The sequence below is a fragment of the Dactylosporangium sp. NPDC049742 genome (assembly GCF_040674675.1).
In the GTDB taxonomy this organism is placed as follows: Bacteria; Actinomycetota; Actinomycetes; order Mycobacteriales; family Micromonosporaceae; genus Dactylosporangium; species Dactylosporangium maewongense.
In genome coordinates this window covers 45,810-58,464 of sequence record NZ_JBFANF010000047.1, presented here as the reverse complement: position 1 = coordinate 58,464, position 12,655 = coordinate 45,810, and the positions used below count along the sequence as shown (strand labels likewise).

The 12,655-nt window shown below is 74.9% G+C and carries 12 protein-coding genes; 5 read left to right on the top strand and 7 right to left on the bottom strand.

Translation table 11 applies throughout. The annotated features are described in order from the left end of the window. Positions 1-2 precede the first annotated feature (2 nt). The 4 genes from AB0J72_RS40975 to AB0J72_RS40960 are packed head-to-tail and all read right to left on the bottom strand — an operon-like array spanning position 3 to position 4,919. Positions 3-719 (bottom strand): hypothetical protein, encoded by a 717-nt coding sequence (locus AB0J72_RS40975; RefSeq protein WP_363409428.1) that lies wholly within the window; start codon positions 717-719, stop codon positions 3-5. Between the two features lie 30 nt (positions 720-749). Continuing rightward, the gene (locus AB0J72_RS40970; RefSeq protein WP_363409425.1) at positions 750-1,589 is read right to left on the bottom strand and encodes an SWIM zinc finger family protein; all 840 of its coding nucleotides are present in this window, start codon (positions 1,587-1,589) and stop codon (positions 750-752) included. After that, positions 1,586-1,873 carry a YciI family protein gene (locus AB0J72_RS40965; protein ID WP_344502766.1) on the bottom strand — a complete coding sequence of 96 codons (288 nt, stop codon included), beginning with the start codon at positions 1,871-1,873 and terminating at the stop codon, positions 1,586-1,588. The genes AB0J72_RS40970 and AB0J72_RS40965 overlap by 4 nt, the downstream gene beginning before the upstream one ends. 16 nt (positions 1,874-1,889) lie before the next feature. Continuing rightward, positions 1,890-4,919, bottom strand: coding sequence for a DEAD/DEAH box helicase (locus AB0J72_RS40960; RefSeq protein WP_363409422.1), 3,030 nt, complete (start codon positions 4,917-4,919; stop codon positions 1,890-1,892). Positions 4,920-5,059: 140 nt separating this feature from the next. On the opposite strand from AB0J72_RS40960, the gene AB0J72_RS40955 reads away from it, so the two are divergent. After that, positions 5,060-8,182 carry a penicillin acylase family protein gene (locus tag AB0J72_RS40955; protein WP_363409419.1) on the top strand — a complete coding sequence of 1,041 codons (3,123 nt, stop codon included), beginning with the start codon at positions 5,060-5,062 and terminating at the stop codon, positions 8,180-8,182. 46 nt (positions 8,183-8,228) lie between these two features. Here AB0J72_RS40955 and AB0J72_RS40950 read toward each other — a convergent pair whose 3' ends face one another. From AB0J72_RS40950 to AB0J72_RS40940, 3 genes are all read right to left on the bottom strand, one after another. Beyond that, a complete protein-coding gene (locus AB0J72_RS40950; RefSeq protein ID WP_363409416.1) occupies positions 8,229-8,723 on the bottom strand; it encodes a pyridoxamine 5'-phosphate oxidase in 495 nt (164 codons plus the stop codon). Positions 8,724-8,819: 96 nt separating this feature from the next. After that, a complete protein-coding gene (locus AB0J72_RS40945) occupies positions 8,820-9,419 on the bottom strand; it encodes a hypothetical protein (RefSeq protein WP_363409413.1) in 600 nt (199 codons plus the stop codon). 166 nt (positions 9,420-9,585) lie between these two features. Then, entirely contained in the window at positions 9,586-9,981 is a 396-nt protein-coding gene (locus AB0J72_RS40940; protein WP_363409410.1) for a DUF2267 domain-containing protein, read from the bottom strand. 155 nt (positions 9,982-10,136) lie between these two features. Here AB0J72_RS40940 and AB0J72_RS40935 point away from each other — a divergent pair, with 155 nt between their 5' ends. From AB0J72_RS40935 to AB0J72_RS40920, 4 genes are all read left to right on the top strand, one after another. Next, positions 10,137-10,706: an Hsp20/alpha crystallin family protein gene (locus tag AB0J72_RS40935; RefSeq protein ID WP_363409407.1), complete on the top strand. Its 570-nt coding sequence runs from the start codon at positions 10,137-10,139 to the stop codon at positions 10,704-10,706. A 91-nt stretch (positions 10,707-10,797) separates the two neighbouring features. Further along, positions 10,798-11,793, top strand: coding sequence for a DnaJ C-terminal domain-containing protein (locus AB0J72_RS40930; RefSeq protein ID WP_363409404.1), 996 nt, complete (start codon positions 10,798-10,800; stop codon positions 11,791-11,793). Beyond that, entirely contained in the window at positions 11,790-12,086 is a 297-nt protein-coding gene (locus tag AB0J72_RS40925; protein ID WP_344502758.1) for a chaperone modulator CbpM, read from the top strand. The genes AB0J72_RS40930 and AB0J72_RS40925 overlap by 4 nt, the downstream gene beginning before the upstream one ends. Beyond that, positions 12,086-12,652, top strand: coding sequence for a DUF308 domain-containing protein (locus AB0J72_RS40920; protein WP_363409401.1), 567 nt, complete (start codon positions 12,086-12,088; stop codon positions 12,650-12,652). The genes AB0J72_RS40925 and AB0J72_RS40920 overlap by 1 nt, the downstream gene beginning before the upstream one ends. The last annotated feature ends 3 nt before the right edge of the window (positions 12,653-12,655 follow it).

Below are 12,655 nucleotides of genomic sequence, written 5' to 3'. Positions count from 1 at the left end.
GGTCAGCCGCCGACGATCTCGGAGGTCTTGTCGCCGCCGGGCTCCTCCCGCAGGAAGTAGACGGCGCCGGCGGCGCCCGCCAGGCACAGCACGAGCAGCGTCGCGACGATGATGATCAGTGGGACGACCAGCTTGTCCCGCGGCGGCTGCGGCACCCCGAACGACTGGGGACCCCCGAACGGTTGCTGATCCCCGAACGGTTGCTGAGCGCCGAACGGTTGCGGGGCCCCGGGCGGTTGCGCCCCGAACGACTGCGGTGCCCCGAACGGCTGCGGACCGCTCGGCGGCTGCGGCGGCCCGAACGACTGCGGACCGCTCGGCGGCTGCGGCGGCCCGAACGGCTGCGGCCCGCTCGACGGCGGCGGGGTGCCGAACGGTGGCGGCGTGCCCGGCGGCTGGGCGGCGCCGAACGGTTGGGGTGCCCCGGACGACGGTGGCGTGGCCGGTGGTTGAGCGGCACCGGGTGGTGTGCCGAACGGCTGCGGGGCACCGAATGACTGCGGCGCCCCGAACGGCTGCGGGGCACCGAACGGTTGCGGCGCCCCGAACGCGTGGACCGCGGCCGGCAGCTGCGGCCCACCGGGCTGGGGCGCCCCGGACGGCGGTTGCGCCGCGCCGGACGAGGGAGCCGGTGGGGCGCTCGCCGGCTGGGCGTCGTGCGGTCCGGCCGGGCCGGGCGGCGACGGCTCCGGCTGGTGCGGCGGGTGCGGACCGGTCATGCCCGCGACCCTACCCGAACGTGAACGGCGCTACCGGTACCAGCTGCGCAATGCGGACAGCAGATCGCGGCCGCCCAGGGCCGGCGGTGGCGTCGGCAGCTGGCGCAGCAGCAGGTCCCGGCCCGTGACGGCGCCGGGCTCGGGCTCCGCGAGGGGCACCGGTGGATACCAGAAGCGCTCCGGCTCCACCTCCGGCTCGGCCATGTCGGCGAGGACCCGGGCCGCCCCCGTCAGCACCGGCTCCGCCGGCCCGGTGGCCGTGGCCGTGGCCGCGGCGGTGCCCGTGCGCAGGGCGCGCAGGTTGGCCAGCAGCGTCTCCCGGCCGCGGCCGCGCCACAGCAGGATCTGGAACGGGTCGGCGTCGAAGCGCTCCGCGAGGAGGTAGAACGCGGCCGCGAGATGCTTGCACGGCACGGCGGCGTCGGGGCAGGAGCAGCGCATCGCCAGGTCGTACACGCGGCTGGGGAAGAGCGGCGCGTCGGCCTCGGCGAACACGTCCTCGACGTGCGGCGGCAGCTCGCCGGCGAGGAGCTTCGCGGCGCCGAGAGCCTCCGCGGCCAGCGCGGCCTCGACCCGGCCCCACACGTCGTCGCCGAAGACCTGCAGCGCGATGCTCACCTGGTACGGCGTGGGCCGCGACCCCTGCACGACCGCCGCGACCTCGCCGGGCTCGACGGTCAGCGACAGGACCTGCCCGGCGCGGGCGTAGTTGCGGCCGCGGGTGAGGCGGGTGCCGAGCGCGAACGACTCGAGGACGGCGAGGAAGCGCTTGCTCCACCAGCTCTCGCCGATGTCGCCGCGCGTGCTGCGGGCCCGGAGCCCGCCCTCGACCTTGACGGTCCGTGATCCCCAGTACTCCGGGGTCGTCATGCGCGCAGCGCCTCCAGGCCGGGCTTGACGGCGCGGGCGACGAACTCGACGACGTCGTAGGCGACGAGGTTCTTCTGCATGAACGGGTCGAGCGACAGTCGCGCCTCCAGCTCAGGGCGGGGCACGCCGGCGGCGAGGATGACGCCGCCCTCGCGCGGGACCCGCGGCCCGGAGGCGAGGAAGATGCCGTCGTCGTACTGGGCGTCGACCCACTCGCGGTGCGCGGGCATCGCCTCGTCGATCTGCTCGACGTCGACCAGGTAGCTGAGCGTGATCACGAACACCGGTGCAGTCTACGGGCTACTCGACGACCGCCCCGGCCTCCAGGGCCAGCAGCGAGCGCAGCTCGGCGGTGGACAGCTCGGTCAGCCACTGCTCGCCGGTGCCGACGATCTTCGCGGCGAGGCCGCGCTTCTCGGTGATCATCGCGGCGATCTTCTCCTCGACGGTGCCGGCGGTGACGAACTTGCGGACCTGCACGGCGCGGCGCTGCCCGATGCGGAACGCGCGGTCGGTCGCCTGGTCCTCGACGGCGGGGTTCCACCAGCGGTCGACGTGCACGACGTGGTTGGCGGCGGTGAGGGTCAGGCCCGTCCCGCCGGCCTTCAGCGACAGCACGAAGACCGGCGGCGACGACGGCGTCGCGGCCTGGAAGCGGGCGACGAGCGCATCCCGGGCCGGCTTGTCGAGGCCGCCGTGCAGGTACGCGACCTCGCGGCCGAGCCGGGCGGACAGGTGCGCCCGGAGCATGCCGCCGAACTCCGCGTACTGGGTGAAGACGAGGGCGCGCTCGCCGGCGGCGAGGACCTCGTCGAGGATCTCCTCCAGGCGCTGGAGCTTGCCGCTGCGCCCGGCGAGGCGGCTGCCGTCGCGCATCGCGTGCGCCGGGTGGTTGCAGATCTGCTTGAGGCGGGTCATGGTCGCCAGGACCAGGCCGCGCCGGGCGACGCCGTCACTGCGCTCGATCTTGCCGAGCATCTCGTCGACGACGGCCTGGTAGAGCGACGCCTGCTCGCGGGTGAGGTTGCACAGCACCTCCATCTCCAGCTTCTCCGGCAGGTCGGAGATGATGCCGCGGTCGGTCTTGAGCCGGCGCAGCACGAAGGGCTGGGTGATGCGGCGCAGCCGGGCGGCGGCGTCGGCGTCCCCGCGGCGCTCGACGGGCTCGGCGAAACGCTCGCGGAACTTCGTGGCGCTGCCGAGCAGCCCCGGGTTGGCGAAGTCCATGATCGACCACAGGTCGGCGAGCCGGTTCTCCACCGGGGTGCCGGTGACCGCGATGCGGTGCCGCGCCGGCAGCCCGCGGACCGCGACGGCCTGCTTGGTGGCGGCGTTCTTCACCGCCTGCGCCTCGTCGAGCACGAGCCGGTGCCACGGCAGCGACTTCAGCGCGGCCGCGTCGCGGGCGGCGATCGAGTAGGTGGTGATGACGAGGTCGGACGCGGCGACGGCGGCGCGGAAGTCGGCGCCGCGGGCGCGCTCGGCGCCGTGGTGGACGTGCACGCGCAGGGCCGGCGCGAACTTCGCCGCCTCCCGCTGCCAGTTGCCGACCAGCGACATCGGGCAGATCAGCAGCGTCGGGCCGGGCGCGTCGCCGGCGAGCAGGGCGAGGAGCTGGACGGTCTTGCCCAGGCCCATGTCGTCGGCGAGGATGCCGCCGAGCCCGGCCGATTCGAGGAAGCTGAGCCAGCTGAGGCCGCGCAGCTGGTACGGGCGGAGGCTGCCCTCGAACCGCGCGGGCGGCGTCGCGGCCGGGACCCGCAGCTCGGTGTCGCCGGACAGCAGGTCGCCGAGCCACCCGTCGGCGGTCACCTCGACCGGCAGGCCGCCGGGGCCCTCGGTGTCGCCGCCGGCGAGGTGCAGCAGGTCGGCGACGGTCATCTCGGCGTCTTCAGCCTGCCGCCGCATGATCTCGAGGCCGGCGGCGAGGCGGCGCTGGTCGAGCTCGACCCATTCGCCGCGCAGCCGCACGAGGGACGCCTTGGAGTCGGCGAGCCGGCGCATCTCCTCGCCGGTGAGCGGGTCGCCGCCGATGGCGAGCTCCCACCGGTAGTCGACGACGGAGCCGAGCCCGACGGCGCTCTTCGTCGCGACGGTGCCGGGCTGGGTCGTGGACGGGCTGCGGGCGGTGAGCCGGGCGCCGAGCCTGGCCTGGGGCTTGCGCCACCAGCCGGGCAGCAGCATCCCGAACCCGGCGGCCGACAGCAGCGGCGCGTGCTCGCTGAGCAGCTGGTGCGCGCCGGCGGTGTCGAGGGTGAGCGCGGCGGGCCGGGCCGAGCGCAGCGAGTCCTCCAGGGCCGGGTACAGGCGGCTGGCCCGGCCGAGCTCGGCGAGCAGCGTCTCCTGCGGGGCGGGGACCTGCCACTGGGACAGCTCGATCGGGCCGGGCGCCTGCCAGACGGTGGCGGCGTCGACGACGAGGCTGGGCTCGTCGGCGGCCTGCAGCGCGAACTCGAGGCGCCACTCCGGCTCCTCGTCGTCGTCCAGGTCGAGGCGGGCGTACTCGATGGTGCCGGGGTCGGGGGGTGCGGCGAGCCGGAAGCAGGCCCGGACCGCGCCGCCGACCGCGTCGGCCTGCCAGGCCCGCAGGTCGGCGCTCAGGGCGTCGAGCTCGGCCGGGGGCCCTTCGACGGCACGGTCCGTGCCGGTGAGCGCGGTGAGCCAGGCGCCGGCGACGCCGGTGAGCCGGTGGGTGGCGGGCGGGAGCACGGCGCGGGCGGCGGCGTCGACGAGCGTGTCGAGCACCTCGGTGAGCAGCGCCGCCCGGGACGGCGCGCCGCCGAGCACGGCCTGCGGCAGCGACAGCGCCAGGGAGCGCGTGTACGCGGCGTCCCGGCCGGTCAGCACCGGGACCCACCGCGCCTCGGCGCCGGTCAGCCCCGGCAGCATGCGGCCGCGGCGGACCAGGGATCCGGCGAAGGTGGCCACCGTGGCCAGGGCGCGGATGGTCTCGCCGAAGACGAAGTCGTCGTCGCCATCGCCGTCGTTGCCGGTGATCGCCACCAGGCTGGAGCGCAGGAGGGCGTAGGCGTCGTCCGCGTCGTACTCGATCGTGTCGACGGTCCACTCGCTGAGCCGGAGCGGGGCGTCGGCGGGCGGGAGCCGCACCGACGCGGCGGGCGACGGCTCGGGCAGGTCGCCGCGGGTGGGGAGGGTGAGGGTGCGGGTCGCCTGGAGGCCGGTGTCCTCGTCGAGGCGGAGGCCGGGGACGGCGAACGGGTGCGCGGGGATCTTCGGCCGGCGCCCCCGCCGCTGTGCGGGCGGCGTGTCGGTGTCCTCGGCCCAGAGGCAGAGGCGGCCGTCGAGCCAGGCTGCGTGCACGACGATCACCCTGCGATCACCTCAGGGAGCCTAGCCCAGCCCGGCCGACACGGACGGCTGAACCTCTGTTCAGTGATGGGTGTCGTTGTTACCATCCGGTAACCCGAGTCATATTCACATTGACTCGCGACCCCCGGAAGGGATCCGCCATGTCCCTGCCCCTGCTGAAACGCGCCGCCGCGGCACTGCTCATCACGGCCGGCGTGCTCGTCGCAACCCCCGTGCAGGCTCCCGCCGCCGTCCTCGTCCCCACGGACTACTGCCTCGACGAGTGCGACGACATCGTCCCGCCCGGCCAGAACGGCAACGCCACCCTCGCCGACATCCTGGCGCACCAGGCGCTCGGCTACCGGCCCCCGCACTCCGCCGACCAGCTCGGCAAGTACGCGGACCTGGTCGCCGCGTACACCGGCCTAACGGGCGAGCAGATCGACCGCTTCTACAACAGCGCCTCCTTCGGCGTCCCCGCCGGCCAGGCCGAGCGCACCTACAGCCCGCGCGCCGACGTCACGATCGTGCGGGACAAGAGCGCCGGTGTGCCGCACGTGACCGGCACGACCCGCGCCGGCACCATGTTCGGCGCCGGCTACGCGGGCGCGGAGGACCGGCTGTTCGTCATGGACCTGCTGCGGCGGGTCGGCCGCGGGCAGCTGACCCCGTTCGCGGGCGGCTCCCCGGGCAACCGCGAGCTGGAGCAGAGCATCTGGCGCAACGCCCCCTACACCGAGGCCGACCTGCAGGCCCAGGTCGAGCAGCTGCGGACCAAGGGCCCGCGCGGCGCGCAGCTCTACACCGACGTGCAGGACTACGTCGCCGGCGTCAACGCCTACATCGCCGCCTGCATGTCCGGCCGCAACTGCCCCGGCGAGTACGTGCTGACCGGGCACCTCGACGCGGTCACCAACGCCGGCGGGCCGGAGCAGTTCAAGATGACCGACCTGATCGCGATCGCCGGCGTCGTCGGCGGCCTCTTCGGCGGCGGGGGCGGCGGCGAGGTGGAGTCGGCCCTGGTACGGGTGACCGCCCGCGCCCGCTACGGGCCCGTCGAGGGCGACCGCCTCTGGGCGGCGTTCCGCGGCCAGAACGACCCCGAGGCGGTCCTCACCCTCCACAACGGACAGTCGTTCCCCTACGGCGCCGCCGACCCGGACGGGCCCGGCGTCGCGCTGCCGGACGCGGGCACCGTCACCGCGCAGCCGGTCGTCTTCGACCCCACCGGCTCCGGGACCGCGGCCGCCACCGGCTCGTTCTCGGCCCAGCACAAGGGCATGTCCAACGCGGTCGTCGTCGACGCCGCGCACTCCGCGACCGGGCACCCGATCGCGGTGTTCGGCCCGCAGACCGGCTACTTCTCGCCGCAGCTGCTCATGCTGCAGGAGCTGCAGGGCCCCGGGATCAGCGCGCACGGCGTCGCGTTCGCCGGCCTCAACCTGTACGTGCTGCTCGGCCGCGGCCAGGACTACGCCTGGAGCGCCACCTCCGCCGAGCAGGACATCACCGACACCTACTCGGTGCCGCTGTGCAACACCGACGGCTCCGCGCCGACCGTCCAGTCCTCGGCGTACCTGTTCCGCGGCACGTGCACGCCGATGGAGGCGCTGACCCGCACCAACGCGTGGACGCCGACGCTCGCCGACTCGACCCCGGCGGGCTCCTACCGGCTGACCACGTTCCGCACGAAGTACGGGCTCGTCGCGTGGCGCGGCAAGGTCGGCGGTGTGCCGGTCGCCTTCACCCGGCTGCGGTCCACCTACCGGCACGAGGCGGACTCCGCGATCGGGTTCCAGGCGTTCAACGACCCGGCCGCGATGGGCTCGCCGGCGGCGTTCATCGCCTCCGCCGCGGACGTCGGCTACGCGTTCAACTGGTTCTACGTGAACGCGACCGACACCGCGTACTTCAACTCCGGCGCCAACCCGGTCCGCGGGGCGGGCGCGAACCCGAACCTGCCGACCCGCGCCGAGGCCGCCTACGAGTGGCAGAACTGGAACCCCGACACCAACACCGCCGACTACACGACCGTCGCGCAGCACCCCCAGTCAGCGGGCCAGGACTACTTCGTCAGCTGGAACAACAAGCAGGCGGCCGGCTACAGCGCCGCGGACGGCAACTTCAGCTTCGGCGCCGTGCACCGCGCCGACCTGCTCGACCGCCGGGTCAAGGCCGCCCTCGCCGGCGGCGGCAAGGTCGACCGGGCGGCGGTGGTGCGCCTCGTCGAGGACGCGGCCGTCACCGACCTGCGGGCCGAGGCGCTGCTGCCGGAACTGCTGCGCGTCCTCGGCCCCGGCGCGCCGTCCTACGCCGCGCTGGCCGCGTGGCAGGCGGCCGGCGCGAAGCGGATCGAGACGGCGCCGGGGTCCCACGTGTACCAGCACGCCGACGCCATCCGCCTCTTCGACGCCTGGTGGCCGAAGCTGATCGCCGGCGTCTTCAAGCCGGGCCTGGGCGACGACGTGTACACGGCCCTCACCGGCGCCCTGCAGATCGACGAGTCGCCGTCCGGCCACACCGGCTCGACCGGCGCCACGTCGCTGAACCAGTCGCAGAGCCACAAGGGCTCGTCGTTCCAGAACGGCTGGTGGGGCTACCTCGACAAGGACCTCCGCACGGTCCTCGGCGACCCCGTCCAGGGCGGTCTCGGCCGCACCTACTGCGGCACGCCGGCCGCCTGCCGCGCCACGCTGTCCTCGACCCTCGCGGCCGCGGCGGCCGAGCCGGCCACCACCACCTACCCCGGCGACGCCTCCTGCGGCGCCGGCGACCAGTGGTGCGCCGACAGCATCATCCAGTCCCCGCTCGGCGGCATCACCCACGACAAGATCTCCTGGCAGAACCGGCCCACCTACCAGCAGGCCGTGTCGTTCCCGGCGAAACGCGGCGACGACATCACCAACCTCGCCCTCGGCCGCAAGGCGACCGGCAACGGCACGTTCATCGGCTACAGCGCCGGCGCCGCCGTCGACGGCGACCCGACCACCCGCTGGGCGAGCTGGTGGAGCGACGACCAGTCCCTGACCGTCGACCTCGGCTCGGCCCGCACCCTGCGGCGGGTGATCCTGCGGTGGGAGGCCGCGTACGGCACCCGCTACCGCATCGAGGTGTCCGCCAACGGCACCGCGTGGACCACCGCGGCCACCGTCGACGCGGGCAACGGCGGCACCGACAGCGTGACCTTCGCCCCGGTCAGCGCCCGGTACGTCCGCATGGCCGGCGTCGCCCGCGCCACCGGCTACGGCTACTCGCTGTGGGAGCTGGAGGCCTACTCGCGGTAGCGCCTTTGGGTTCAGCGCACCGCGCGGTGCGCGGTAGCCTCCGGGCTCAGCGCATCGCGCGGTGGCGGCCGACCTCGTGCCGGTAGGGGCCGGCCGCCGCCCAGGTGATCTGCTCGCCCGCCCGGCTCAGCACGCAGGTCTCCACGACCAGCTCGACCAGCACGTTCTGCCCGAAGCCGGGCGGCGGCCCCGACATGCCCCGCTCGGCGAGGAACGCCGCCGCGACGCTGCGCCGCAGCGCCTCCTCGCGCGGGAACCGGGCCCGCCCGGTCAGGTAGAACGCGTCCTCGGTGTCCCCGAGCGGAAACGTGTGCAGCGCGAACCGGTCGTCCCGGAGCAGGTCCTCCAGCTTCGGCGAGACCATGAGCAGCGCGTAGAGCCCGTCCTCGACCAGCAGCGGGCTGACCGGGTGCACCCGCGGCCCGCCGTCGACCCGCACCGTCCCGAGGTACGCCAGCCCGACCCCGCTGCGGTAGAGCAGCGCCCGCCCTGCCGCGGCAAGGTCGGGCGCGGACCGCCGGAAGCGCCCCCACGACAGCATGGCAGCCAGATTGGCGTACCGCCGCCGCCAGGGTCAACTACCGAACGTGTCATTCGGGGTCGCATGATCAGCGCGGCGGCCTTTGTCCGGCGCAGTTCAGCGCAGGAGGCGGCGGGCGGCCTGGGCGATCAGGGGGACGGCGCGGGACTCCAGCTCGGCGCCGCCGTCGCGGACCAGGGTGGCGCCGAGCTCGGTGACGCGGCAGCGGGCGACCGCCTGGCGGAACGCGGCGACCGGGTAGCCGCCGCGGGGCTCGGCGAGCAGCCCGGTGGTGCGCTCCCGGGTCTCGGCGACGCCGTCGACCGGCTGCGTCCACTCGAACCTGCCGAGGACCCACACCGTGCCGACCTCGATCTCGTCGATCTCGACGCGTTCACCGCCGAAGCGGAGCTTCACGGCGCGGCGGCGCTGCTCGATCACCGGCAGCGCCGGCACACCCTTCGCGGTCAGGTCGCGGACGGCCTGCCCCGACATGACCCAGCGCTGCTCGTCGCCGAGGCGCTGCACGGGGGCGACGTCACGGTCCGAGGTGGTGGCGGCGTGGCGGCGGGCGGCGCACCGCTCGCACAGCGCGGCGTAGCCGTCGCCGGAGGCCGGGTTGCGCCCCTGGTGCGACATGCAGAACGCGCTGCCGCAGTCCCGGCACCTCCCGATCGCCAGCACGCCACAGTCGTCGATCCCGCACACGGCAGCCATCCGAGCGACGATACCCGCAGCCGTCGATGCGTGCCGCCGTCGGCCGCGAGGGGGTGCCGCGCCGTCAGGTCCCCGGGCCGGTCGCGTCCGGCCCCGCGGCGCAGGCCGGATGCGGGGACCCCGCCCGCGCGGACGGGGTCCTTGTGGCTGCTGTCTCCAGGCCCGGTCAGACGGGCAGGAGGGAGCGGTCGGACTCGGTGAGCACGAGGATGTCGCTGGTCAGCGGGGCGTACACGCGGCGAAGCAGGGCCGGGTCGCCGGCGCTCGCGATGACGGCGAAGACCGCGCGGGCCAGGCGCTCGGCGAGGTCCGGTGGCACGGCCGCACGGGCGGCGACGTCGGCGAGGAAGTCCACGTGGACCTCCTGGTCGTACAGGTGCTGATAGGACCACAGGGGCTCCGCGAGCGTCGGTGGCAGCTCCGCCGCGAGGTGGTGCACCCAGCCGTCGGGCAGGCGCGTGGCGAGGGCGTGCAGCACACCCCGGACCGCGCGCCGGGTCTCCTCGGCGGTGGCAAGGCCGGTCTTCTCGCGGACCTCCGTGATGAACACGTCTTCATACATGCGTGGAACGCTCCCCAGCCCGCAGGTGAAGCACCATCACCAGCAGGGAGCGAACGGGCCTACCACGTCCGCTCATCCGCCGGAGGTGGGACGGGGTCACCCGGCGCGCGCCCAGCATGGCCGCGTACATCCCCTCACCGTTGGGAGACCTACTGATGGCATTCCTGGTGACCCGACCCGGCCGGGCGTTCCCGTTCCCGTCGGCGGCGATGCCGCGCATCGGTGGCGTGCCGGTCGACATCGAGGAGACCACCGACACCTACCGGGTCGACCTGGACCTGCCCGACGTCGACGCCGCCGACGTGCGGATCGACCTGCGGGACAACGAGATCCGGGTGGCGGGCAGCTACCGGGCCCGGACCCGCACCGGCACGATGCACCATCACGCGCGGCAGGAGGGCGAGTTCGAGTACCTGGTCGCGCTGCCGGGCGACATCGACGGCGACCGGGTCGAGGCGAACCTCGACAGCGGCGTGCTCACGATCGTGGCGCCGAAGGCGCGCGGCGAGCAGCGCCGCCGCATCACCGTGCAGTCGTCGGCGGCCAGGCCCGGTCTGGAGCAGGCGCGGGCCGGCCGGCCACCGCAGACAGACCCCGCCGACACGCCCGCAGCGCAGGCGAAGCAGATGCGTGAGGGTCAGTCCCGTCCCCGGCCGGCGAGCCAGCAGGCCGGGAGTACCGGCACCGGCAGCACGGGGCAGGTCGGTCGCAGCGGCATGACCTGAGCGGCCGGGTCCAGGCGCGCGACACGGCGATGCCGCCCCTTGAGGGGCCGCTCGCCGGTCGACGCGGTCGGCGCACGAGTTGGGGGTACCGATGACGACGGTTGACACCCGCGACTACTACGCAGACCTCGGCGTGCCGAGGAACGCCCGCCGGGAGGAGGTCCGGCGCGCGTACCGGACCCTCGCCCGCCTGCACCACCCTGACGTGAGCCGCGAACCCGGCGCGGAGGAGCGCTTCAAGCGGATCGCCGAGGCGTACCGGGTGTTGTCCGACCCGCGCCGCCGCCGCGACTACGACGCGACCCAGGCGGCCGCCGACGACTGGCTCGGCAGCCTGTTCCAGCGGGGCGGTCCCGGCCCGGCGGCCGCCCCCGGGCGCCAGGCCCCCGGGCCGCAGCGCCGCCAGCCCCCGTACAACCAGCCGGGCCCCCGGGACCAGGCGGCTCCCGGCGACCCCACCGGGCCCGCGGACCAGACCGGCGCCCGGGACCGGTCCGCCCCCCGGGACGGGAAAGGCTCCCGGGACAGGACCGGTCCCCGGGGGCGGGCCGGCGCGGACAACCAGGCCGAGCTCGCCGTCTCCGTCGAGGACGCGTACCGCGGCGGCCGGCGCACGATCACGCTGCCCGGACCGACGGGGCGACCCCGGCAGTACACAGTGGACATCCCGGCGGGCGTCGCCGACAGGCAGCGCGTCCGGCTCGCCGGTCAGGGCTGGCCGGGCACCGGCGGCGGCCCGGACGGCGACCTCTACCTCGTCGTCCGCCTGTCGCCGCATCCCCGGTACCGGGTCCGTGGCCGCGACATCCTGGTCGAGCTGCCGGTGACGCCGTGGGAGGCGGCGCTCGGCGCACCCGTGCGGGTGCAGACCCCGGCCGGTCCGGTGCGCCTGGACGTGCCGCCCGGCTCGTCGTCGGGCCGGCGGCTGCGCCTGCCCGAGCTCGGCCTGCCCAACCCGCGCGGCGCCGCCGGCGACCTGTACGCCAAGGTCCGCATCGTCGTCCCGCCGGACCTGTCCGAGCGCGAGCGGCGCCTGTACGCGGAGCTCGCCGCGGCGTCCACGACCGACCCCCGGAGCCCGGCATGACGTTTCCACTGGTGCGGGCGGCACGGCTTCCCGACGAACTGACCCTGCCCGACTTCGCCGCGGCGGCCGGGCTGCACCCCGAGCTCGTGGCGCGGCTGGTCACGCTCGGGCTGGTGGAGGTCACCACGTTCCCGGACGGCGCACCCGGTTTCGCCGTCCGGGAGCTGGCCACCGTCGCCCGCATCCGCCGGCTGCACGACGACCTGACGCTCAACTACGCCGCCGTCGGCGTGGTGCTGGACCTGCTCGACCGGATCGACGAACTCGAAGACCGACTCGCAAGGAGGGCATGATGCTCAGAAGAGAAGCGTGGCTGCTCGGTGTGCGAGGCGTCCTCGCCATCGTGTTCGGCATCGTCGCGGTCATCTGGCCCGGGGTGACGGTGATCGCGCTCGCGGTGCTGTTCGGCATCTTCACGATCGCGACCGGCATCGAGCAGCTCGTCCACGCCATGCGCCCCTCTGCGGGCGCCACGAACCCGGTCACCGGCTTCGCCGACGGCAACGGGCCGCGGCTGGCGCGGGCGGTCGCCGGGCTGTTCGGGCTCGTCGTCGGGGTCCTCGCCATCGTGTGGCCGGGCATCACCGGGGTGGTGCTGGCCGTCATCGTCGGCGCCTGGGCGATCGTGACCGGCGTCGCCGACCTGTGGCTCGCCGCCCGCCAGCACGGCGGCTGGACCCTGGCGCTGGTGGGCGCGATCTCGGTGGTGGCCGGGCTGTTCGTGGTGGTGCGGCCCGAGGCGGGCGCGGTCGCGATCGCGTGGGCGATCGGGCTGTACGCGATCGCCAGCGGCGTGCTGCTCCTCGTTGCCGCGTACCAGCTGACGCATCAGGGGCGGGGACGGCTGTCGGCAGCCTGAAAC

Excerpts from the sequence above, each read along its gene's own strand:
- AB0J72_RS40975 (WP_363409428.1), bottom strand. The coding sequence starts at position 719 with ATGACCGGTCCGCACCCGCCGCACCAGCCGGAGCCGTCGCCGCCCGGC.
- AB0J72_RS40970 (WP_363409425.1), bottom strand. The coding sequence starts at position 1,589 with ATGACGACCCCGGAGTACTGGGGATCACGGACCGTCAAGGTCGAGGGC.
- AB0J72_RS40955 (WP_363409419.1), top strand. The coding sequence starts at position 5,060 with ATGTCCCTGCCCCTGCTGAAACGCGCCGCCGCGGCACTGCTCATCACG.
- AB0J72_RS40950 (WP_363409416.1), bottom strand. The coding sequence starts at position 8,723 with ATGCTGTCGTGGGGGCGCTTCCGGCGGTCCGCGCCCGACCTTGCCGCG.
- AB0J72_RS40945 (WP_363409413.1), bottom strand. The coding sequence starts at position 9,419 with ATGGCTGCCGTGTGCGGGATCGACGACTGTGGCGTGCTGGCGATCGGG.
- AB0J72_RS40940 (WP_363409410.1), bottom strand. The coding sequence starts at position 9,981 with ATGTATGAAGACGTGTTCATCACGGAGGTCCGCGAGAAGACCGGCCTT.
- AB0J72_RS40935 (WP_363409407.1), top strand. The coding sequence starts at position 10,137 with ATGGCATTCCTGGTGACCCGACCCGGCCGGGCGTTCCCGTTCCCGTCG.
- AB0J72_RS40930 (WP_363409404.1), top strand. The coding sequence starts at position 10,798 with ATGACGACGGTTGACACCCGCGACTACTACGCAGACCTCGGCGTGCCG.
- AB0J72_RS40925 (WP_344502758.1), top strand. The coding sequence starts at position 11,790 with ATGACGTTTCCACTGGTGCGGGCGGCACGGCTTCCCGACGAACTGACC.
- AB0J72_RS40920 (WP_363409401.1), top strand. The coding sequence starts at position 12,086 with ATGCTCAGAAGAGAAGCGTGGCTGCTCGGTGTGCGAGGCGTCCTCGCC.